At 71.2% G+C, this 21,719-nt stretch carries 16 protein-coding genes; 7 read left to right on the top strand and 9 right to left on the bottom strand.

Going from position 1 to position 21,719, the window contains the following annotated elements; all coding sequences use genetic code 11:
- Positions 1 to 225: 225 nt before the first annotated feature.
- Positions 226 to 615, top strand: a complete 390-nt coding sequence (locus QMZ92_RS32575; RefSeq protein WP_283301180.1) for a hypothetical protein — start codon at positions 226 to 228, stop codon at positions 613 to 615.
- 169 nt (positions 616 to 784) lie between these two features.
- Here QMZ92_RS32575 and QMZ92_RS32580 read toward each other — a convergent pair whose 3' ends face one another.
- Together QMZ92_RS32580 and QMZ92_RS32585 are read right to left on the bottom strand one after the other, a co-directional pair.
- Positions 785 to 2,530: a glycosyltransferase family 2 protein gene (locus QMZ92_RS32580; protein WP_283301181.1), complete on the bottom strand. Its 1,746-nt coding sequence runs from the start codon at positions 2,528 to 2,530 to the stop codon at positions 785 to 787.
- 395 nt (positions 2,531 to 2,925) lie between these two features.
- Complete coding sequence (locus QMZ92_RS32585; protein WP_283301182.1) at positions 2,926 to 3,543, bottom strand: TetR/AcrR family transcriptional regulator; 618 nt, start codon at positions 3,541 to 3,543, stop codon at positions 2,926 to 2,928.
- 137 nt (positions 3,544 to 3,680) lie between these two features.
- On the opposite strand from QMZ92_RS32585, the gene QMZ92_RS32590 reads away from it, so the two are divergent.
- Positions 3,681 to 4,595 carry an ABC transporter permease gene (locus QMZ92_RS32590; protein ID WP_502962189.1) on the top strand — a complete coding sequence of 305 codons (915 nt, stop codon included), beginning with the start codon at positions 3,681 to 3,683 and terminating at the stop codon, positions 4,593 to 4,595.
- A 7-nt stretch (positions 4,596 to 4,602) separates the two neighbouring features.
- Positions 4,603 to 5,421, top strand: coding sequence for an ABC transporter ATP-binding protein (locus QMZ92_RS32595; protein ID WP_283301203.1), 819 nt, complete (start codon positions 4,603 to 4,605; stop codon positions 5,419 to 5,421).
- Between the two features lie 123 nt (positions 5,422 to 5,544).
- Here the strand turns inward: QMZ92_RS32595 and QMZ92_RS32600 are convergent, their stop codons facing one another.
- Positions 5,545 to 10,485 carry an NAD-glutamate dehydrogenase gene (locus QMZ92_RS32600; protein WP_283301184.1) on the bottom strand — a complete coding sequence of 1,647 codons (4,941 nt, stop codon included), beginning with the start codon at positions 10,483 to 10,485 and terminating at the stop codon, positions 5,545 to 5,547.
- Between the two features lie 475 nt (positions 10,486 to 10,960).
- On the opposite strand from QMZ92_RS32600, the gene QMZ92_RS32605 reads away from it, so the two are divergent.
- Positions 10,961 to 11,527 (top strand): DJ-1/PfpI family protein, encoded by a 567-nt coding sequence (locus tag QMZ92_RS32605; RefSeq protein WP_283301185.1) that lies wholly within the window; start codon positions 10,961 to 10,963, stop codon positions 11,525 to 11,527.
- Positions 11,528 to 11,815: 288 nt separating this feature from the next.
- Here the strand turns inward: QMZ92_RS32605 and QMZ92_RS32610 are convergent, their stop codons facing one another.
- Both QMZ92_RS32610 and QMZ92_RS32615 read right to left on the bottom strand, forming a co-directional pair.
- Positions 11,816 to 12,478 carry an HAD family hydrolase gene (locus QMZ92_RS32610; RefSeq protein WP_283301186.1) on the bottom strand — a complete coding sequence of 221 codons (663 nt, stop codon included), beginning with the start codon at positions 12,476 to 12,478 and terminating at the stop codon, positions 11,816 to 11,818.
- Between the two features lie 163 nt (positions 12,479 to 12,641).
- Positions 12,642 to 13,148 (bottom strand): DUF6912 family protein, encoded by a 507-nt coding sequence (locus QMZ92_RS32615; protein ID WP_283301187.1) that lies wholly within the window; start codon positions 13,146 to 13,148, stop codon positions 12,642 to 12,644.
- Between the two features lie 270 nt (positions 13,149 to 13,418).
- Here QMZ92_RS32615 and QMZ92_RS32620 point away from each other — a divergent pair, with 270 nt between their 5' ends.
- The gene (locus tag QMZ92_RS32620) at positions 13,419 to 13,883 is read left to right on the top strand and encodes an Rv3235 family protein (RefSeq protein WP_283301204.1); all 465 of its coding nucleotides are present in this window, start codon (positions 13,419 to 13,421) and stop codon (positions 13,881 to 13,883) included.
- Positions 13,884 to 14,074: 191 nt separating this feature from the next.
- On the opposite strand, the gene secA is transcribed toward QMZ92_RS32620, so the two are convergent.
- Positions 14,075 to 16,891, bottom strand: a complete 2,817-nt coding sequence (secA, locus tag QMZ92_RS32625; RefSeq protein ID WP_283301188.1) for a preprotein translocase subunit SecA — start codon at positions 16,889 to 16,891, stop codon at positions 14,075 to 14,077.
- A gap of 237 nt (positions 16,892 to 17,128) precedes the next feature.
- Between secA and QMZ92_RS32630 the strand changes: the two genes are divergently transcribed.
- Complete coding sequence (locus QMZ92_RS32630) at positions 17,129 to 17,701, top strand: GNAT family N-acetyltransferase (protein ID WP_283301189.1); 573 nt, start codon at positions 17,129 to 17,131, stop codon at positions 17,699 to 17,701.
- A 126-nt stretch (positions 17,702 to 17,827) separates the two neighbouring features.
- The gene (locus QMZ92_RS32635; RefSeq protein WP_283301190.1) at positions 17,828 to 18,991 is read left to right on the top strand and encodes a winged helix-turn-helix domain-containing protein; all 1,164 of its coding nucleotides are present in this window, start codon (positions 17,828 to 17,830) and stop codon (positions 18,989 to 18,991) included.
- A gap of 23 nt (positions 18,992 to 19,014) precedes the next feature.
- Here QMZ92_RS32635 and QMZ92_RS32640 read toward each other — a convergent pair whose 3' ends face one another.
- The 3 genes from QMZ92_RS32640 to QMZ92_RS32650 form a co-directional block, all read right to left on the bottom strand.
- A complete protein-coding gene (locus QMZ92_RS32640) occupies positions 19,015 to 19,761 on the bottom strand; it encodes a response regulator (protein ID WP_283301191.1) in 747 nt (248 codons plus the stop codon).
- Positions 19,762 to 19,946: 185 nt separating this feature from the next.
- On the bottom strand, positions 19,947 to 20,636 hold the full coding sequence (gene hpf / locus QMZ92_RS32645; protein ID WP_283301192.1) for a ribosome hibernation-promoting factor, HPF/YfiA family: 690 nt from the start codon (positions 20,634 to 20,636) through the stop codon (positions 19,947 to 19,949).
- A gap of 330 nt (positions 20,637 to 20,966) precedes the next feature.
- Complete coding sequence (locus QMZ92_RS32650) at positions 20,967 to 21,689, bottom strand: ComF family protein (protein ID WP_283301193.1); 723 nt, start codon at positions 21,687 to 21,689, stop codon at positions 20,967 to 20,969.
- Positions 21,690 to 21,719: the final 30 nt, after the last annotated feature.

A 21,719-nucleotide genomic window follows, 5' to 3' on the forward strand; every position in this document is an offset into this window, starting at 1 on the left:
ACCGCACCGAAACCAACCCGGCCCGGGCCTGGACGGCCTCCCGGCTCGAAGAACAAGCAACGTGCCAAGCGCCACGACGTCGGCAAAACCATCAAACGCGCCGAATCGATCAAGGAACACCAAACACAACGCGGTTAAACGCCAAGCTCAGAGGGCGTCGTCGTCTTCGACGACTTCCGGGCCGAACACTGTCCCGGGGTCGCCGCCGCCGTCTGGGGTGCGGTGGTGACCGCCGGGCTCACACCGCTCTGCATCACCGGAACCAAGCTGTACGGCACCTGGGGGGACCCCGCGCAGGTACGCGCGGAACTGCTCGGCTGGCTGGAGACCCGTACGGACCTGTGGCACGGGGTCGAGGAGGTCGCCGGCGCTCCGCTGATCCGCGTCGACGGCCGCAGGGCCGAGGCCCCGGAGCACCCGCGCTCGCGCCACCGGGCGGAGCCGGTCGCCGACGGCGCGGGGGCGGACCGGTCGGCGCCCGCCCCGGCCGCGGGCCCGGCTCCCGCTCCGCCGCGCCGCCGGACCGGGCCGCCGCGCGTCCGCAGACTGGTCCGCGACCTGCTTCCGCCCCTGCTGACCCGCGCGCTGGTGCGGACCCTCCGCCGGAGCACGTAACCCGGGACGGGGGCAGGGGCGCGTCGCGGCCCGTGCCGGACGGCCCGGCCGAGCGACCGCGCCGCCTCCCGGGCGTCCGGAACGCTTCCCGGCGTCCGAGCCTCCGAGTGTCCGAGTGTCCGGAACGGGAACGACCGTCACGGCGGAGCGACGGGGGCGTCAGGAGGCGTCAGGAGTACCGCGCAGGTCCGGGAGACCGGCTGACGAGGCGGAAGGGTGACTCCCGGGAGCGTCCGGCGCGGCGCGGCCCGACCGGGACCACGGCGACCACGAGTCCGTCGGCATCGTCGGGGCACACATCCAGCCGGTACGGACGCAGCCCCCGCAGACCGTGGGCCTGCCGGGCCGCGGTTCCGGGCGCCACGGCGGCCGTGTGCCCGGTTCCCGGCAGCACCGTGCTCAGCCCGATCCGGGTAAGGCCCGGAGGGAAGGCCTCGGCGGGGATCCGCACCTCGATCTCCGTACCGGCTCCGTCGGAGGCCGCCCGCAACAGGATGCGGCCGGCCTCCGGGCTGCCGGTGAGCCGGACCGGGCGCACGCCGAGGGCCCCCAGGTGCGGCAGCGGAGTACGGGCGGTGACGACGAGGGTGTGACGGGCGGCGCCGGTGCGCCGCCAGTCCGCGGAGACGAGGTCGGTACGCAGGGGTGGGACGCCGTGCGCCGCTTCGTAGCGGAGCACCGAGACCAGCCCGGCCTCGTCACCGGCGCGCACGTACGAGAGCCGGAGCCGGAGTCCCGGCCGAAGCCCGGCCAGTACGGCGTCCCCGAGATGGTCGGCGACCAGCCGGCGGACCCCGGCGAACACCCGGCGGCGCACCGGTTCCGGCGCCCTGAGGAGGGCGGGACCGGTCAGCACCTCGCCCTCGTGGGCGAAGTGCCGCAGGTGGAAGCCGTCGCCGAGGGGGCCGGACCCGGTGAAGCGCGCCGTGACCGCCATCGCCGCGGCCGTCCCGCGCAGCAGGTCCTCCAGGCCGCCCGGTTCCCCGGCGGCTGCGGTCAGGGCCGCCTGGGAGTTGCGCCCCTCGGGGCCGGGGCGGCGGCCGGGGCGCGTGCCGGGGAGACCGGCGAAGCGGAAGTCGTAGTCGGCCAGCACGGCGACGCCGCGCGACCGGAAGAGCGCTTCGAGGGTGAAGGCCTGCTCGGCGAGCCCGGCCGGCACGTCCTCGGCGAACCGCAGCCCGTGACGCAGCAGCGGCTCCCGGCGGAACAACTTGGCAGTGGACAGCTCCCACGGCAGCCCGGGCTCGTCGAGGGGAACGCGGTGCCGGGTACGGGCGAATACTCCCGAGCCCGAGCCCGAGCCCGCGGCCCTGGCGCAGACGACGTCGGCTCCGTGGCCGTCCGCCGCGTCGACCAGCCTGGAGAGGGCTTCCCGGCCGAGGAGGTCGCCCGCGTCGAGGAAGAACAGATATCGGCCGCGCGCGCGTGCCAGGGCCTGGTTGAGGGTGCCGGTGCGCTCGACGGTGAGGGGTTTCGCCCGCGACCGGGTGGCACCGGAGGGTGCCCGGAGCCGACCGCTCGACGGCGTCGGTCCTCCGCCGTACGGCGACGCCCACGGCCGTGACGAGGACGGCCATGACGAGGACGGAGCCGCGGGTGCGTCCTGCGGCGGCTCCGCCGCCGGCAACCGGTGCGCACCGTCCGCCGGCAAGCCGGGCTCGACGCCCGCCGGCAACCGGCGCACGCAGGCCGGCGACGGCCGTGCCCCACCGTCCGTGGGGCACGGCGCCCCGTCCGCGACCAGTACCTCGATCCGGGTCGCACCGATGGTCTGGCCCGCGAGGGATTCCAGACACCGGCCGAGACCCCGACGGCCTTCCTCGCGGACCGCGACGACGACGGTGACGTCGGGTGCATCCGTACCGTCCCGGTCCTCGGGAACGGCCGGGATGCCGGCGTTGCTCGATGAGCTCATGGCGCGTCCTCCACACCCGCGGGCACTCCGCGCCCGCCGCCACAGCAACGAACCTCTCCCGGCGGGGGCTACGCGCCGGGGGGCCGATCACCCACCCGGTGGAGCGCATGCTCCGGCGCGCGGCGGGGTGATGAACGCGAACCCCGCAGGTGCTGAACCGGGCGCGCCGTCGGGCGCCGAACAGACCGGGGCAACGTCTGCGCGCCGCCGCTCGGTGGCGGTCGCCGTACACACCAGGCCAGACGTGCTAGGGGACGAGACGAACCCGCCGAGCGGGCGGGCGCGCCGTCGGGCTTGCGGACCACGCCGTCGGTGCACCGAGCCGGCCGCGTCGGGCGCGTACCCGACGCTCCGGAGCCGGCCGGCTCCCGACACGCCGCACCCACCCCCGCAGGTCAACCGCGGGTGAGCGCCGCGACCACCGACGCGGCCAGGTCGTCCAGGTACCCCTTGGGCAGATCGCCGCGCACGACCACGAGCCGCCAGTACAACGGGCCGAGGATCAGGTCCAGGGCGCGGTCGGCGTCGGCCGCCTCCGGGAGTTCGCCCCTGGCCACCGCGTCCCGGACGACGCCCGCGGCGACGCCCCGCTGGCTGTCGAACAGGGCGGCCCTGATGGTGCCGGCGATCTCCGGGTTGCGGGCGGCCTCGACCAGCAGGTCCGGGATGACCTGGGAGGCGACGGGATGGCGCAGCGCGTGCGCGGCCACCTCGAGGAGCGCGCGGACGTCCCCGTGGAGCGAGCCGGTCGCCGGGGCGGGGAGGCCCTGCGCGGCGAAGGCCGAGACCAGGTCGAGGACGAGGGAGAGCTTGGACTTCCAGCGCCGGTAGACGGCGGTCTTGCCGACGCCCGCCCGGCGGGCGATGCCCTCGATCGACATCCGGGCGAAGCCGACCGTGGCGAGTTCCTCGAAGACGGCGGCGCGAATCGCCTCGGTCACGTCCTCCCGGAGCACTGCGGCTCCCGCGGGGGCGCGTCGGGTGCGGGGGTCCGTGGTCATGCCCAGGAGCATACCCGTGACGACGGGACGGTTGCGTTGCGACGTCGATCCTCCTAGTCTCCTCGTAGCGACGATACGGGTCCGTCCCAACGTTTGCGTTTCGGCCGCGCCCTCCCTCCGACCCCGGCGAAAGCGAGCGAGTGACCAGCGTGAGCAGCCAGACGATCACCCCGCCGCAAGCGCCACCGGCGGAATCCCCCAGCCTCGGCGAACTCGCCGCCCGGCACGGGCTGACCGTGAGCGGCGCGCGACCGCCGCTCGGCACGTACATCGCCCAGCTGTGGTCCCGGCGGCACTTCATCACCGCCTTCGCCACCGCGCGGCTCACCGCCCAGTACAGCCAGGCGAAGCTCGGTCAGGTCTGGCAGCTGATGACCCCGCTCCTCAACGCGGCCGTCTACTACTTCGTCTTCGGCGTCCTCATGAACACCGGGAAGCACGTCCCGGACTTCGTGCCGTTCCTGGTGACGGGCGTGTTCATCTGGACCTTCACGGCCAACTCCATCACCGTCGGCACCCGCGCCGTCTCGGGCAACATCGGCCTCGTGAGGGCCCTGCACTTCCCCCGCGCCGCACTCCCCATCGGGCTCGCCCTGCAGCAGCTCCAGCAGCTGATGTTCTCCATGGGCGCCCTGGCCGTGATCCTGATGTGCTTCGGCGAGTTCCCGACGTTGTCCTGGCTGCTGGCCGTGCCCGCCCTCGCCCTCCAGGCCGTCTTCAGCACCGGTGTCGCGATGGTCGTCGCCCGCCTCGCGGCCCGCACCCCTGACATCGCCCAGCTGATGCCGTTCCTGCTGCGCACCTGGATGTACGTGTCCGGCGTGATGTGGAGCATCCCCACGGTCCTCAAGCACATGGAGTTGCCCGAGGCGGTGGTCCTGGCGCTGCGGTGCAACCCCGTGGCCGTCTACATCGACCTCGTACGCTTCGCGCTCATCGACAGCTACACCAAGGCCCAGTTGCCGCCGCACGTCTGGGCACTCGCCCTCGGCTGGGCCGTGCTCCTCGGAGTGGGCGGCTTCGTGTACTTCTGGAAAGCGGAGGAGCAGTACGGCCGTGGCTGACGCAGCGATCGACCGGCCGGCGGGACCGGCCTACACCGCCCCGGCCGGGGACACCCGGACCGGCAGCATCCCGACCGTCGTCGTGGACGACGTCCACATCACGTACAAGGTCAACGGCGCGAAGACCGGCCGCGGTGCCGCCACCGCCGCGCTGAGCCGCATCCTCTCCCGCCGCCCCCGCCGGGACGGCGGCCGCGAGGTCCACGCCGTCAAGGGCGTCACCTTCGTCGCCCACAAGGGCGAGGCGATCGGACTGATCGGCTCCAACGGCTCGGGCAAGTCCACCCTGCTGAAGGCGATCGCCGGTCTGCTGCCCACGGCCCGGGGCCGGATCTACACCCACGGCCAGCCGTCGCTGCTCGGGGTCAACGCGGCCCTGATGGGTGATCTGACCGGTGAGCGCAACGTCGTCCTCGGCGGCCTCGCGATGGGCATGACGCGCGACGAGGTCCACGCCCGCTACGACGAGATCGTGGACTTCTCGGGGATCAACGACAAGGGCGACTTCATCTCGCTGCCGATGCGGACGTACTCCTCGGGCATGGGCGCCCGGCTGCGTTTCTCCATCGCCGCCGCCAAGAGCCATGACGTGCTGCTGATCGACGAGGCGCTGGCCACGGGCGACGCCGGATTCCAGCGGCGGAGCCAGAAGCGGATCGCCGAGCTGCGCGAGGAGGCCGGCACGGTGTTCCTCGTCAGCCACAGCAACTCCGCGATCACCACCACCTGCGACCGGGCGCTGTGGCTGGAGTCCGGGACGCTGCGGATGGACGGCCCGGCGAAGGAGGTCGTCGCGGCGTACGAGGCCTTCACCAGGAAGAAGTAGCAAGAACTGCTCCTCGCCGCCGCGGCGCTGTCCGCCCGCAGGCCGTGGGCGGCCACGGCCTGACGCGGAAAGGGGCGCCCACCACGACGGTGGACGCCCCCTTCACCCGTTCGGTGAAGCCGGTCAGCTGGGAGTTCGCAGCAACTGCCGCATCGTACGCATGGCGACCGAGAGGTTCGCCAGGTCGAAGGTGTCCGACCCCTGGATCTCCTCCAGCGTCATCCGGGCACGGCCCAGGATCGAGGCGTTCCTCTCCTCCCACGCCTTGAAGCGCTGCTCCGGCGTCGAGGCCCCGTTGCCCACGGCGAGCACGTCCGCGGTGAGCGCGGCGTGCGCGGCGTACAGGTCCTCGCGGATGGAGGCACGGGCCATGGACTGCCAGCGGTCGGCCCGCGGCAGCTCGACGATCCGATCCATCAGCTCGGTGATCCGCAGCCGGTCGGCCAGGTCGTAGTAGACCTCGGCGACGGCGAGCGGCTCCTTGCCCGTGCGGTCCGCGATGGCCACGATGTCGAGCGTCGGGAAGGCGGAGGAGAATCCGGCCACCCGCGTGGCCAGCTTCTCCGGGACACCGGCGGCCGTGAACTCCTCCAGCAGCCCCTCGTACCACTCCAGGTCGGCGCCGCTGAGCATCTTCGGCAGCTCGGCCCAGACCTGCTCGACGCGGGACGCGAAGAACTCGATCGTCTCCGTCAGCTCCAGCGGCTGCGGCCGGTTGCCGAGCAGCCAGCGGGTGCCGCGTTCGACGAGACGGCGCGAGTGCAGCCGCATCCGGGTCTGGACGTCGGCGGCGACCTTGGTGTCCAGTGCCTCCACCGCGTCCCACACCTCGCCGAGGCCGAAGATCGCACGGGCCGCGGTCTGCGCCCGGACGATCTCCTCGACCGACGCCCCGGTCTCCTCGCGCAGCCGGTGCAGGAAGGTCGAACCACCCGTGTTCACGGTGTCGTTGACCAGGACCGTCGTGACGATCTCGCGACGCAGCGCGTGGCCGTCGACCGCCTCGGGGAACTGTTCCCGCAGCGGCTTCGGGAAGTACGCGTGCAGCAGTCCCCTCAGATACGGGTCGTCCGGCAGCGAGGTGCCGATCAGCTCCTCCGCCACCGTGATCTTGGTGTAGGCGAGCAGGACGGCGAGCTCGGGCTGCGACAGACCGTGCCGGTTGTTGAGCAGCTCGCGGATCTGCCGGTCGTTCGGCAGGAACTCCAGCGCCCGGTCCAGCGCGCCCTCCCGGCCCAGCCGGCGCATGAAGCGCTGGTGGGCGTGGAGCAGGCTCGGCGACTGGGCGACGGCGTTGGCCAGGGCCACGTTCTGCGCGTAGTTGTTGCGCAGGACCAGCCCGCCGACCTCGTCGGTCATCTCGGCGAGCAGCTTGTTGCGCTGCTTCACGGTCATGTCGCCCTCGGCGACGAGGCCGTTCAGCAGGATCTTGATGTTCACCTCGTGGTCGGAGGTGTCCACGCCGGCACTGTTGTCGATGGCGTCGGTGTTGACCCGGCCGCCGCCGCGTGCGAACTCGATGCGGCCCAGCTGGGTCAGGCCCAGGTTGCCGCCCTCACCGACGACCTTGACCCGCAGGTCCTCGCCGTTGACGCGGATGGCGTCGTTCGCCTTGTCGCCGACGTCGGCGTTGGACTCGCTCAACGCCTTGACGTACGTGCCGATGCCGCCGTTCCACAGCAGGTCCACCGGCGCCTGCAGGATCGCCTTCATCAGCTCGGCCGGCGTCAGCTTCGTGACCCCGGGCTCGATGCCGAGGGCCTCGCGGACCTGCGCGTTGACCGGGATCGACTTGGCTGTCCTGGGGTGGATGCCGCCACCCGGCGACAGCAGCCCGGTGTCGTAGTCCGCCCACGAGGAGCGGGGCAGCTCGAACAGCCGGCGGCGCTCGGCGTAGGAGACGGCCGCGTCCGGGTCGGGGTCGATGAAGATGTGGCGGTGGTCGAAGGCCGCGACCAGCCGGATGTGCTCCGAGAGGAGCATCCCGTTGCCGAACACGTCACCCGACATGTCGCCGACGCCGACCACGGTGAAGTCCTCGGTCTGGGTGTCGTGGCCGAGTTCGCGGAAGTGCCGCTTGACGGACTCCCACGCACCGCGGGCCGTGATGCCCATGCCCTTGTGGTCGTAACCGGCCGAACCGCCGGAGGCGAAGGCGTCGCCGAGCCAGAAGTTGTAGGCGATCGCGACCTCGTTGGCGATGTCGGAGAACGTCGCCGTGCCCTTGTCGGCCGCGACGACCAGATACGTGTCGTCGCCGTCGTGGCGCACCACGTCGGCCGGCGGCACGACCTCGCCGCCCACCATGTTGTCGGTGATGTCGAGCAGCGCCGAGATGAACGTGCGGTAGGAGGCGATGCCCTCCGCCAGCCACGCCTCGCGGTCCGCGGACGGGTCCGGGAGCTGCTTGGCGACGAAGCCTCCCTTGGCGCCCACCGGCACGATGACGGTGTTCTTCACCATCTGGGCCTTGACCAGGCCGAGGATCTCGGTGCGGAAGTCCTCGCGCCGGTCGGACCAGCGCAGACCGCCGCGGGCGACCTTCCCGTAGCGCAGGTGCACGCCCTCGACGCGCGGCGAGTACACCCAGATCTCGTACGCCGGACGCGGCGCCGGCAGGTCCGGGATGGCCTGCGGGTCGAACTTCATCGACACGTAGCTGTGCCAGGTGCCGCCGCCCGCCTCCTGGAAGAAGTTGGTGCGCAGGGTGGCCTTGATCAGAGTGAGGAAGGAACGCAGGATCCGGTCCTCGTCGAGCGAGGCGACCTGGTCCAGCGCGGCGTCCAGCTCCTCCAGCAGGGCGTCCGTCAGCTCGGTGCCGGCCCTCTGGCGGTCCGGGGCCATCCGGGCCTCGAACAGGTTGATCAGCAGCCGCGTGGTGTGGACGTTGTTGAGGAGCGTGTCCTCCATGTAGTCCTGGCTGAAGGTGGACCCTGCCTGGCGCAGGTACTTGGCGTACGCGCGCAGCACCATCGCCTCACGCCAGGTGAGCCCGGCCCGCAGCACCAGCGAGTTGAACGTGTCGTTCTCGGCGGCCCCGGTCCACACGGCCGAGAACGCGTCCTGGAACCGCTCGCGGGCGTCGTCGCCCAGGTACTCCCCGCCGTTGCCCGCGGTCGGCATCCGCAGACCGAAGTCGTAGACCCAGCCGTGGGTGCGGTCCGCGCAGCGCAGCTCGTACGGGCGCTCGTCGATGACCTCGACGCCGAGGCGGTTGAGGACCGGCAGCACCGACGACAGCGAGACCTGCTCGCCGAAGCGGTAGATCTTGAAGCGGCGCTCGCCGGGCGCGGCCCCCACCGGCTCGTACAGGGACAGTGAGAAGTCCTTGCCGGACCGCGTGAGCTGCTCCAGGTGCACGAGGTCGGCGACGGCGGCGCGCGGCGAGTGGTCGGCCTTGTAGCCCTCGGGGAAGGCGCTGGCGTACTTGCGCGCCAGTTCGGCGGCGCGCTCCTCGCCCAGTTCGGCGTTGAGCGCCTCGGTGAAGCCGTCGGCCCAGGATCGCGCGGCCTCGGCCAGCCGGGCCTCCAGTCGATCCTTGTCGGCGTCGGTGAGGTGGGTCAGCTCGGTGCCGGACGGGACGCGGACGACGAAGTGGAGTCGGGTGAGCACCGACTCGGTGCTCATCAGGGTGAAGTCGACGCTGGTGCCGCCGAGATCCTCCTTCAGGATCCCGGTCAGCCGCTCGCGGACGGTGGTGTTGAAACGGTCACGCGGCAGGTAGACGAGGGCCGAGTAGTAGCGGCCGTACTCCTCCTGGCGCAGGTACAGCCGCAGGCGGCGGCGCTCCTGCAGGTACAGGACGGAGGTCACGATGGAGCGCAGCTCGTCGACGGGCGTCTGGAACAGCTCGTCGCGCGGGTACGTCTCCAGGATCTGCAGCAGGTCGCGGCCGTCGTGGCTGTGCGGGGAGAAGCCGGCGCCGTCGAGGACCTCGGCCACCTTGCGGCGGATGACCGGGACCCGGCGAACGGACTCGGTGTACGCGGCCGACGAGAAGAGGCCGAGAAAGCGGCGCTCGCCGATGACGTTGCCCTCGGCGTCGAACTTCTTCACGCCGACGTAGTCGAGGTAGCTGGGGCGGTGCACGGTGGCCCGGCTGTTGGCCTTGGTCAGGATCAGCAGCTTGTGCTCGCGGGCCTTGGCCCGGGCGTCGGCGGGCAGCCGGTTGAACGAAGGACTCACGGGGTGGCCGTGGGCGTCGTCGCCGGTGTGGTGCGGGTCGGAGCGCAGAATGCCGAGGCCGGTGCCGGGGACGGCGGACAGCGCATCGCCGTCGACCAGGTTGTACTCGCGGTAGCCGAGGAACGTGAAGTGGTCGTCGGAGAGCCAGCGCAGCAGTTCGCGAGCCTCGTCGACCTCCTCCTCGCGCAGATCGCCCGGGATGGGCTCCTGCGGCAGCTCCTCGGAGATCCGCAGCGCCGCCTCGCGCATCTTCTCCCAGTCCTCGACGGCCTCGCGGACGTCGGACAGGACGCGCAGCAGGTCGGCGGTGATCTGCTTCAGGTCGGCCCGGTCCGTCTCCCGGTCGATCTCCACGTGGATCCAGGACTCGACGAAGGCGTCGTGCGGCAGTGCGGCGCCGTTCGGCTCGCCGCTGAGGACCTCGATCATCTTCCCGGTGACGTCGCGGCGGACCACGATCTGCGGGTGGATCACCACATGGATACCGCGGCCCTGGCGGGACAGCTCGTTGGTGACCGAGTCGACGAGGAAGGGCATGTCGTCGGTGACGACCTCGACGACCGAGTGGCTCGAGGTCCAGCCGTTCTCCTCGACGGTCGGGGTGTGCACCCGGACGTTGGCTGTGCCCTGGGGACGGTTCTCCGCGAGGCGGTAGTGCGAGACGGCTGCTCCGAAGACGTCGACGGGGTCGCGGTCGGTGAGGTCCTCGGGTGCGGTGTGCAGGTAGTAGCGCTGGAGGAACGCGAGGATGTGGTCCCGGTCAGGGCGCTCCCCGCTGTCGGACCCAGTCGGAAGTTGCCCCCCGCCCGGGCTGTGCTCAGCTACCCGGGCCGCCCTCTCGAGCAGCTCGGCCTTGGCTTCGTCCAGCTTGGTCTGCATGTCCTCTGGCTCCTGTCGCGCGCCGTTGCGTGACGTAGGTGGAAAAGATGACGCGACGCCACGACGCGGGGTCTCCGCTCGGTGTCGGCGCTGCGCCGGGGAAGTCCGGACCGTGATCGGCCGATGTGGGCGTCGGGCCCGGGAGATGACCACGCGGGGCCCGGTCGCACCCGGGTCCGCGGGGAAGATCAGCTCGCACCCGGCCACTGTGGCGTACCGGGCGCGGTCCCCCAGCTGCCGCTGGGCGGTGCCTCCAGGGGGCTTCGCTGCCCCCCCGGCGTATCGCGCTGATCACGCGTCCAAGGCTATCGCCCCTCACCCCTGACCCGTCATGAGCCGTATGTGTACAAAAGCGGGGCCGGAAGTTTGACACTCTGGACAGCGACACGTGGCCTCTTGGCAAACTGCCGCGCGCGGGGCAGGTTGGGCCCTGAAGGGCCCAAGGCCGACAAATCCATACAGGGGAGCAGTAGCCATGAGCGTGAAGATCCTGATCGTCACCGGCGACGCGGCGGAGTCCCTGGAGGTCCTCTACCCGTACCAGCGGCTGCGCGAGGAGGGCTACGAGGTCCACATCGCGGCCCCCGCACGCAAGAAGCTCCAGTTCGTCGTCCATGACTTCGAACCCGGTTTCGACACGTACACCGAGAAGCCCGGCTACACCTGGCCGGCCGACCTGGCGTTCTCGGAGGTCGATCCGGGAGACTACGCCGCGATCGTCATCCCGGGCGGGCGGGCTCCCGAGTACCTCCGCAACGATCCGGAGCTCCGCAAGATCCTCAAGTCCTTCTTCGACGCGGACAAACCCGTGGCGCAGATCTGCCACGGCCCGCTGCTGACGGCGGCCACGGGCAGCCTCACGGGCCGCAGGGTGACGGCCTACCCGGCACTGGAACTCGACATGCAGGCGGCCGGCGCCTCCTTCCAGGACACCGAGGCGGTCGTGGACGGCACGCTGGTCTCCTCCCGGGCCTGGCCCGACCACCCGGCCTGGATGCGCGAGTTCCTCCAGGTGCTGCGGGCGAAGGCACCCCTGAGCTAGGAGTACCCCCTGTCGCGGCGGCACCAGGCGGGGGTTCGGGGTTCCTGTTCCGGAACCTCCCCGGCCCACGGCTGCCCGGCGGTGCCACGGGGCGGCCCCGTGCCCCGGGCCGGGAGCGTGCGCGGGGCTGCGCGCCTGCGGCGGCGCATGCCGCGGTAGGGCCGGTGTGCGGACGGCGGTACAGTCGGTGCGGACCACCGGTGGGGACCACCGGTGCGGACCACCGGTGCGGCCGCCGTACGGGGCGGCCGCGTGGACGGCCGGCGGAGGGCCCGAGGGACCCCACGGCTACCCCACCAGTTCCTCGGCGACCTCGACCGCCTCCGCGAGGCTGTCGACGACCGGCACCCCCGCCGCCCGCAGGCTCGCCCTGCTGTGCGAGCCCCCGGTGTACAGCACCGCCTTCGCCCCCACATGCGCCGCCGCGAGCGCGTCGTCCGCCGCGTCGCCGACGACCACGATCCGCTCCGGTGGCACGTTCTCCATCGCGGCCAGATGCCGCACCATGTGCTCCGCCTTGCCCGCGTGGGAGGCGCCCACGCGGCCGTCGACCCGTACGAAGCGCTCCTCGATCCCGTGGCGCCGCACGATCGGTATCAGGTGCTCGTGCGGGGCCAGCGACAGCAGAGACTGCGTACGGCCCGCCGCCTGTCGGGCGGCGAGCAGCTCCGCCGCTCCGACGGTGAGCAGGCAGGTCTCGGCCAGCCGCCAGTAGTGCCTGTGGAAGACCGCGTCCATGGCCGCCCACTCCTCGTCCGTGGGCAGGCGTCCCATCAGCCGCTCGTAGAACCGCGGCACCGGCACGCAGTACAGCTCCCGGTAGCGCTCGAGCGTGATCGGGCCGAGCCCTATCTCGGCGAACGAGGCGTTCGTCGCCTCGATGACCGTGTGGATGTCGTCGAGAAGTGTGCCGTTCCAGTCCCAGACCACGTGCGCGCTGTGCTTCCCCATGGCAGGCCACGGTACCGGCCGGGTCCGACAGCCATCGACGAGCGCGGTCACGGAAGGGGCCGGAGCGCCGGGAGCAGCGGCGAGCACCGCGGCAGGGCGGCAGGACGCGCCCGGCGCACAGGGGACCGGAGCGGCGGCTTCCCCGCCGGCAGCGCGCCCGGTCTCAGTGGACGAGGCCGGGAATCTCCTGCACTCCGTACCAGAGCAGCTCATGGTCCTCCGCTCCGTCCACGACGAACTGAGCGTCGTCGTCGCCGTGGTCCGCCGCCCCCAGCGCGTCCGCCGCGGCGGCCACGTCCCTCTCCGCCTCCTGGGAGTCGACGTGCACCGACGCCGCCTTCGCCAACGGCACCGCGGTCGCGATGCGCACCTCGCCCAGCGAGGCCGAACCGATCCCCGCCGCGGGGTCCGCGGTCGCGGCATTGTCCGGGACGTCGACGGCCACGACCACCCGGCGCCGCGGCGCCCCGAGGTCGCCCGCCAGCGACCGCAGCGACGCCGCAGCGGCACGGTTCAGCGCGGCGTACTCGAGTTCCTCGATGTCGTCGGAGACGTACCACTCGCGCAGGGCGGGCGTCACCGCGTAGGCGGTCAGCGGACCGGGCCCGATCTCGCCCGCCTTGTGCGCCTGTGCGAGACCGGGGAGGGTCAGGGGAACGTAGACGCGCATCGTGGCCGCTTTCGTCGTCGGGTGAGCACCCAAGGATACGTGCGGAGTACCCCTTCGGGCTGCCCCGCGGCCCCTCCCCGTCGTCGACCTCGGATGACCGGGAGGGCGTCCGAACCGCGCCGTTCCGGGCCCCGGAGCCCACCCATCACCCTGATAGGTGAACCTCGGCGGCCCACCTCGGGGGCGCGGAGGGCGTTGCGGCCGCCGCCCACCGCCCCGTACAAGATCCCCACCAAGAAGTTACTTGTGAGTATCGAAGGGGCGACCGCCATGCAGCACATCTCGCCGAGGACGCCGGGGACGGGGACGAGGCCCGGGAACCGCCACGACAGCCGCGCGCCCGGCCGTGCACCGCGACGACCCGCGGCGGCCGACCCGCGGACCTCCGCGGGTGGCCGTTCCCGCCTTCCCCGTTACTGGTTCGCAGAACGGCTGCTCTCGGTCCTCAGCGGCCATCGGCCGGTCCACTGGATGCTCGGTCACACGATCGGCCGCGCCTACGAACAGCTCGTCCGGCTCGCCCCCGGCACCCCGCTCAGCAACAACGGACTGCGGCCCGTGCTGCGCCACTGCGACGAGTACGCCCCGCGGCCGGGCGTCATCGAGGCCTTCGCCCGGATCACCGCGGGCGACCAGGTGCGCGCCATGGCCTTCCGCCTCGAGCAGGGCCCCGACCTCCGCTGGCGCTGCGCGGCCGTGGAACTCGGCGGCGAGCGCCTCACGGCCGGGGTCTGACCGCCGGCGGGCAACGCCGGTCCACGCGCAGAACCCGGGCTTCAGGCCGCACCCGGCCCGGAGACCGGACACCGGGCCACGCCTCCGCGCACACCGGGCCCGACAACGCCCGACAACGCCCGACAACGCCCGTGGGGCCGGACACCCTCCGGTGTCCGGCCCCACGGGCCCACGGCTTCACTCCCGCGGTGTCACTTCTTGCGGCGGCGTCCCGCGCTCTTCTGCGCCTTGCGGCGCTCCGCGCGCGTCATGCCGTCCGACTCGGAGCGGGCCGCGTCGCCGTTGGTGAAGTCGCCCTCGACGATGCCGCCCTCGCCGTCGACCGTCGGCGCCGAGAAGTGCAGCCGGTCCGGACGCTGCGGCGCGTCCAGGCCCTTCGCCCGGATCTCGGGACGGCCTGCGCCGGCGGGCACCGCGTCCTCCTTCGCCAGCGAGGTCCTCTCGGCGGAGTCCTGGACGGGGATCTCCTCGACCTGCTGCTCGACCTGGACCTCCAGGTTGAACAGGTAGCCGACGGACTCCTCCTTGATGCCGTCCATCATCGCGGTGAACATGTCGAAGCCCTCGCGCTGGTACTCCACGAGCGGGTCCTTCTGCGCCATCGCGCGCAGGCCGATGCCCTCCTGGAGGTAGTCCATCTCGTAGAGGTGCTCACGCCACTTGCGGTCCAGGACGGACAGCACCACGCGCCGCTCCAGCTCGCGCATGATGTCCGAGCCGAGCTGCTTCTCGCGCTCGTCGTACTGCTCGTGGATGTCGTCCTTGATCGTCTCGCCGATGAACTCGGCGGTGATACCGGCCCGGTCGCCCGCGGCGTCCTCGAGCTCCTCGACGGTCACCTTCACCGGGTAGAGCTGCTTGAAGGCGCCCCACAGCCGGTCCAGGTCCCACTCCTCCGCGAAGCCCTCGACGGTCTCGGCCTGGATGTAGGCGTCGATCGTGTCGTCCATGAAGTGGCGGATCTGCTCGTGCAGGTCCTCGCCCTCCAGGACGCGGCGGCGCTCGGCGTAGATGACCTTGCGCTGGCGGTTGAGCACGTCGTCGTACTTCAGGACGTTCTTCCGCGTCTCGAAGTTCTGCTGCTCGACCTGGGACTGGGCGGACGCGATGGCGCGCGTCACCATCTTGTTCTCGATCGGGACGTCGTCCGGAACGTTGGCCATGGCCATGACGCGCTCGACCATCTGCGCCTTGAACAGGCGCATCAGGTCGTCACCGAGGGAGAGGTAGAAGCGGGACTCGCCCGGGTCTCCCTGACGGCCGGAACGACCGCGCAGCTGGTTGTCGATGCGCCGTGACTCGTGCCGCTCGGTGCCGAGGACGTACAGCCCGCCGAGGGACTTGACCTCCTCGAACTCCTCCTTGACCTCGAGCTCGGCCTTCTCCAGCGCGGACGGGAGCGCCGCGGCCCACTCCTCGACGTGCTCCACCGGGTCCAGGCCCTGCCCGCGCAGCTCCGCCTCGGCGAGGTCGTCGGGGTTGCCGCCGAGCTTGATGTCCGTACCGCGGCCGGCCATGTTCGTGGCGACCGTCACGGCGCCCTTGCGGCCGGCCTGGGCCACGATCACGGCCTCGCGCTCGTGGTGCTTGGCGTTGAGGACCTCGTGCTGGATCCCGCGCTTGAGCAGCTGCTGCGAGAGGTACTCCGACTTCTCGACGGAAGTGGTGCCGACGAGGATCGGCTGTCCCTTGCGGTGCTTCTCCTCGATGTCGTCCACCACGGCGGCGAACTTGGCCACCTCGGTGCGGTAGATCAGGTCCGACTGGTCCTTGCGGACCATGGGCCGGTTCGTCGGGATCGGCACGACGCCCAGCTTGTAGATCTGGTGGAACTCGGCGGCCTCGGTCATGGCCGTACCGGTCATGCCGGAGAGCTTGTTGTAGAGGAGGAAGAAGTTCTGCAGGGTGATCGTGGCGAGCGTCTGGTTCTCGTCCTTGATGTCCACCCCTTCCTTCGCCTCGATCGCCTGGTGCATGCCCTCGTTGTAGCGGCGCCCGGCGAGGATACGGCCGGTGTGCTCGTCGACGATCATGACTTCGCCGTCGATGACGACGTAGTCCTTGTCCTTCTTGAACAGTTCCTTGGCCTTGATGGCGTTGTTCAGGTAGCCGACCAGCGGGGTGTTCACCGACTCGTAGAGGTTGTCGATGCCCAGCCAGTCCTCGACCTTCGAGACGCCGGACTCGTGGATGCCGACGGTCCGCTTCTTCTCGTCGACCTCGTAGTCGCCGGTCTCCTCGATGCCCTTCAGCGGGTTGCCCGGCTCGCCTCGGTTCAGGCGCTTCACCAGCTTGGCGAAGTCGCCGTACCACTTGGTGGCCTGGTCGGCCGGGCCGGAGATGATCAGCGGCGTACGGGCCTCGTCTACGAGGATGGAGTCGACCTCGTCGACGATCGCGAAGTTGTGTCCGCGCTGGACGAGCTCGTCCTTGGACCAGGCCATGTTGTCGCGGAGGTAGTCGAAGCCGAACTCGTTGTTCGTGCCGTACGTGATGTCGCACCCGTACTGCTCGCGGCGCTGCGCGGGCGTCATGTTGGCGAGGATGCAACCGACGCTCAGACCGAGGAACCGGTGCACGCGGCCCATCATCTCGGAGTCGCGCTCGGCCAGGTAGTCGTTGACCGTGATCAGGTGCACGCCCTTGCCGGACAGCGCGTTCAGATACGCCGGGAGCGTACCGACGAGGGTCTTGCCCTCACCGGTCTTCATCTCCGCGACATAACCCAGGTGGAGCGCGGCGCCGCCCATCAGCTGGACGTCGTAGTGACGCTGGCCGAGAACGCGCTTGGCGGCCTCACGGACCGTGGCGAACGCCTCGGGCAGCAGGTCGTCCAGGCTCTCGCCGTCGGCGAAGCGCTCCTTGTACTCGTCGGTGAGGGCCCGCAACTCGGCGTCGGAGAGGTTGACGAAGTCTTCCTCGATGGAGTTGACCTGGTCCGCGATGCGGTGCAGTTTGCGCAGGATCTTGCCTTCGCCTGCACGCATGAGCTTGTTGAAGACGGACACTGAGGTTGGTCTCCTTGCCGGTCGGGCCTGGCACTGGGTCGTATGGACACTGGCGCGGGCACGGCAGGTGGTCCCCACCGCATCGGCCATCGTAAGCGAGGACGGTGCCACGCCGGGAGAGCCGCAGTGCCCCGGGGACGGCTGCCGTGTGTCTGAAGAACGTGCGGGAGAGCCGGAAAGTGCCGCTGATCTCGAAAAGTGTTCGCACGGCCGACGGAGAGTGACCAGAATTCGGCCATGGAGCCCATCACCCTCACCACCGACCGGCTGCGGCTGAGCCCCTTCACCCCGGGAGACGCCGAAGAGGTCCGCGCCGCATGTCAGGACCCCGACATCCAGCGCTGGATCCCGGTCCCCGCGCCGTACGAACTGCGGCACGCCGAGGAGTTCATCCAGGTCACCGTGCCCGCGGGCTGGCGGGACGACAACGAGTACACCCTCTCCGTGCGTCCGCGCGAGGGCGGCGCCCTGATCGCCTCCACGAGCCTGCACCACCCCCGCTCGGGCTCCTGGGAGATCGGCTTCTGGACGGCCAAGGAACACCGTGGCCGCGGCTACGCGACCGAAGTGACGCTCGCCATGGCCCGCTGGGCCTTCACACGACTGGACTGCACCCGGCTGGAGTGGCGCGCCGAGGTGGGCAACACGGGCTCGCGCGCCGTCGCCGAGAAGGCCGGGTTCACCGTCGAGGGCGTCCAGCGCGCGGGTTTCCACGGCCGGGGCATCCTGCGGGACTGCTGGATCGCCTCGCTGCTCCCCTCGGACCTCGGGCTGCCGTGCCCGCTCCCCTATCTGCCGGCGAGGGCGTGAGGTGCCGCACCGGCGTCCGCCTGCCGAGGTGCGCGGGGCGCCGCCCCGGCCCCGGCTCCGCGGAAGCCCGATGGGGATCCCGCGGCGCGCGGCGACTGTCGGTGGCGCCCTCTAAGGTGCGGGAGCATGAACACCGCGCCGCCCGCAGTTGCCGAGCTGTCCGCCGACGAGGCCCGCCGTATCGCACTGCGGGCCCAGGGGTTCCTGGGCGCCCCCGACCGCAGGGGCGGTGTGCGGGGAGTCCTGCGCCACCTCGGCGCCGTGCAGCTCGACACCATCTCCGTGCTGGCGCGCTCGCACGAACTGATTCCGTACGCCCGGCTTGGCGCCGTCGGCCGCAAGGCCGTCGAGCGTGCCTACTGGACCGACGGCCATGCCTTCGAGTACTGGTCCCACGCGGCCTGCATACTGCCCGTCGAGGAGTGGCCCCACTTCGCGTTCCGCCGCCGTGCCTACCGTGCCCGTCCGCAGTGGTACCACGACCTGCCGGACGGCGCGTACGAGCGGGTGGTCGGCCAGCTGCGCGACGAGGGCCCGCTGACCGCCACCGAACTGGGCGGGGCGAAGAACGGCGGTCCGTGGTGGGACTGGTCGGAGGCCAAGGTCGCCGTCGAGCGGGCGCTGATGTACGGAGAGGTGGTGTGCACGGAGCGGCGCGGCTGGAAGCGGGTGTACGACCTCGCCGAGCGGGCCGTCCCCGATGCCGTACTCCACGACGATCTGGACGACCGGGAGTGCCTGCGCCGGCTGGTGCTGCTGGCGGGCCGGTCGCTGGGGGTGGGCACCCGCGCGGACATCGCGGACTACCACCGGCTGAAGGGCGAGCAGTTCGACGCGGTGGTCGAGGACTCCGGGCTCGTACCGGTCCGCGTCGAGGGCTGGGACAAGCCGGCGTGGGCCGATCCGGAGGCACTCGCGACGGAACCCCGAGGCCGCCACCGCACGACGCTGCTGTCGCCGTTCGACTCACTGATCTGGGAGCGGGCGCGCACCGAGCGGATCTTCGGCTTCACCCATCGCCTGGAGGCGTACGTCCCGAAGCAGAAGCGGGTGCACGGGTACTTCGCGATGCCGCTGCTGTCCGGCGGGCGGCTGCTGGGGCGGGTCGACCCCGCGCGTGAGGGGACGACCCTGGTCGCCAGGCAGGTCTCGCTGGAGACGCCGAAAGCGGTCCGGCCGATGGCTCAGGCGCTGCTGGAGGCGGCTCAGTGGGTCGGCTGCGACGCGGTCCGGGTGGAGCGGGTCGACCGCCCGGAGCTGGCGGCGCCCCTGTCCGCCGCCCTCGGCTGAGCCGGCACTGCCGGCGGATCGCCCTAGCGGATCTCGAGGATCTTCTCGCGCATGGCGTACACCACCGCTTCCATCCTGGAGTGGAGCTGGAGCTTCTCCAGGATGTTGCGGACGTGGTTCTTCACCGTGTTCTCGGAGATGAACAACTCCTTGGCGATGTCGCGGTTGTTCATGCCCGTCGCCACCAGCTTGAGGACCTCCAGCTCCCGGTCGGTCAGCCGGGGGGCGGGCACCAGGCGGCGCTCGTCCGTGCGCTGGATCATCGACTTGAACTCGGTGAGCAGCTTGGACGCCATCGACGGGCTGATCTGCGACTGCCCGTCGGCCACCGCGCGGATCGCCGTGGCCACCTCGTCGGTGGAGATCTCCTTGAGGAGGTAGCCGGTGGCACCGGCCTTGATCGCCTCGTAGAGGTCGGCCTCCTCGTCGCTGATCGTCAGCATGATGATCTTCGCACTGGGGGCGACCTCCTTGATGGAGGTGCAGGCCTCGATGCCACCACGCTTCGGCATCCGCACGTCCATGAGGACGATGTCGGGCAGCAGATCGGCGGCCTTGTCGACGGCCTCCGCGCCGTCCCCGGCCTCCCCGACGACCTGGATGTCCTCCTCCTGGGCGAGGACGATCTCCAGCCCGCGGCGGAAAAGGGCGTGGTCGTCCACGACGAGCACCCGGATCGGCTCCTTGCGGGACACGTCCTGTGTGCCGTCCGCGCCGCCCATGGCACCGGCGTCCCCCGCCCGGTGCATCGGGCCGAAGCTGTCCGCCATCGTTCCTCCCCCTGAGGCCGTGGCCTGCGTTGGTCTGTGTTCCGCCAACCGCAGTCCACAGCGCACCGGTTGGCTCGGGTCGCCATGATTCCATGCCCGTGCGCCGGTGTGGCGATCTCGCGGTGGCACAAGGGTGCCCCTGGGGGCGCACGGGGCGCTCCCAGGGGCACCGTCGCATGACGGGATCAGCCGCCGAGCGCACCACCGGCGCCGCTCGACTCGCTTCCGGCGAGCGGGTCGGTCCTCAGGTGGATGACGCCGTAGTCGTAGGCGTGCCGCCGGTAGACGACACTGGGCTCCTTGGTCTCGGAGTCGACGAAGAGATAGAAGTCGTGCCCGACCAACTCCATTTCGTAGAGCGCCTGGTCGAGCGTCATCGGAGCAGCGACGTGGTTCTTCTCCCGGACCACCAGGGGTCCTTCGCCCTGCACCTCGAGCGAGCCCATCCGGGTGGTGGGAATGGGTTCCGGCGATTCCGCGGTCACGGGTTCGCCGCTCCCGTTCAACTGGGCCACGCCCGGAACGACATCGGCGACCTCCGCCGCCGACAGCCGGCCGTTGCCCCTGCGTGTGTGGCGCTTGTCGTGCTGCTTGCGCAGCCGAGCCTCCAGCTTCGCCGTGGCCAGGTCGAGCGCTGCGTACGGGTCGCCTGCCGCTGCTTCCGCCCGGATCACCGGGCCGCGTGAAAGAAGTGTGATCTCCACGCGGTCGGAACGGTCGGCCTGCCGCGGGTTGTGCTCCTTGGACACCTCGACGTCGAGGCTGATCACCTTGCCGTCGAGCTTCTGGATCTTGTCCAGCTTCAGCTTCTCGGCCACGTGCTTGCGGAACCGCTCGGGCACCTCGGTCTTGCGGCCCTTGACGACGATGTCCACGCAGAACTCCGTTCCCGGATCACTCCGCTGTTCAATTGCGGAGCATCTCCCTTTTGCACCAGGCTCCGGTGAGCACCAGAGCCTCGGACTTGGCGACTTTCACCTCCTCCTCCCCCATGGGCAAGATCGCCACCCCACCGATGTCAAAGATCTGGGTTACTTCAGGAACACCTGACCGCAACTCGGCCATGTATTCGATGAAGGAGAGCGTTCACCGTGCCTCACCACCGAACATAGCTCGCCGGGCCCCCTGTCGGCACCCGCTACCAGCGCGTACGTCCATTCGTGGCCGTTCCTGCTCTCACTACCTGCAACGTTGCAACGCCCATGTCAGTTCCGGCTCGTTTCGAACGACAGTGGTGGAGTGGCGATGACGGCGGCACTCATTCGGGTGTACTCGGAAAGGTGTCCGTAGGACGCGGCACGCAGTGCCCTCGCAGCTTCGGCCAGCGAGGCTCCGGTGGTCATCACATCGTCCACCAGTACGGCTCTGCGGGCCTCGAGAACCGGCCCGGCCCACGGGGCCGCCTCCAGCGCCCCGGTGATGTTCTCGAGCCGCTCCGGGGCCGTGAGACCCGACTGGTCTGACACCCGCCGGCTCTGGCGCAGCGCCGGGAGGGCCCGGGCGTACGTCCCCGCGCGCCGCAGTGCCACTGCCGCAGCGACGGCGATCCGCCGTGCCGGGTCGTGCCCACGTGCCCGTACCGTCCGGCGCGCCGAAGGCACCGGTACCAGCAGCAGCGGCCCCGGTGCACCGCCGCCGTGCGGCGACGCGGCGCGGACGGCCCTCGCGAGCGCGGCACCGAGCGGACCGGCCAGACCCAGCGCGCCCCGCTCCTTGTGGGCCAGCAGCACGGACCGCACCGCGCCCTCGTACCGTGCTGCGGCGAACACCACCGGCAGCCCTGCGGGCTCCGGGCACGGCCGCGCCCGCGCCGGCGGCCCCGCCAGCCGCTCCGCACACTCCTCGCACAGCGACGTGCGGGCATGGCCGCAGCCCGCGCACAGCGCGGGCAGCACCAGCCCCGAGACCTCGCGCCACCACCACCTCATGGCCTCCACTGTGCCCGGCCGCGGACAAGC

This window comes from Streptomyces sp. HNM0645 (assembly GCF_030056615.1).
In the GTDB taxonomy this organism is placed as follows: Bacteria; Actinomycetota; Actinomycetes; order Streptomycetales; family Streptomycetaceae; genus Streptomyces; species Streptomyces marianii.

Coding starts and splice junctions, on each gene's coding strand:
- QMZ92_RS32630 (WP_283301189.1), top strand. CDS start 17,129: ATGGAGCCCATCACCCTCACCACCGACCGGCTGCGGCTGAGCCCCTTC.
- QMZ92_RS32635 (WP_283301190.1), top strand. CDS start 17,828: ATGAACACCGCGCCGCCCGCAGTTGCCGAGCTGTCCGCCGACGAGGCC.
- QMZ92_RS32580 (WP_283301181.1), bottom strand. CDS start 2,530: ATGAGCTCATCGAGCAACGCCGGCATCCCGGCCGTTCCCGAGGACCGG.
- QMZ92_RS32605 (WP_283301185.1), top strand. CDS start 10,961: ATGAGCGTGAAGATCCTGATCGTCACCGGCGACGCGGCGGAGTCCCTG.
- QMZ92_RS32615 (WP_283301187.1), bottom strand. CDS start 13,148: ATGCGCGTCTACGTTCCCCTGACCCTCCCCGGTCTCGCACAGGCGCAC.
- QMZ92_RS32600 (WP_283301184.1), bottom strand. CDS start 10,485: ATGCAGACCAAGCTGGACGAAGCCAAGGCCGAGCTGCTCGAGAGGGCG.
- QMZ92_RS32650 (WP_283301193.1), bottom strand. CDS start 21,689: ATGAGGTGGTGGTGGCGCGAGGTCTCGGGGCTGGTGCTGCCCGCGCTG.
- QMZ92_RS32610 (WP_283301186.1), bottom strand. CDS start 12,478: ATGGGGAAGCACAGCGCGCACGTGGTCTGGGACTGGAACGGCACACTT.
- QMZ92_RS32640 (WP_283301191.1), bottom strand. CDS start 19,761: ATGGCGGACAGCTTCGGCCCGATGCACCGGGCGGGGGACGCCGGTGCC.
- QMZ92_RS32585 (WP_283301182.1), bottom strand. CDS start 3,543: ATGCTCCTGGGCATGACCACGGACCCCCGCACCCGACGCGCCCCCGCG.
- QMZ92_RS32620 (WP_283301204.1), top strand. CDS start 13,419: ATGCAGCACATCTCGCCGAGGACGCCGGGGACGGGGACGAGGCCCGGG.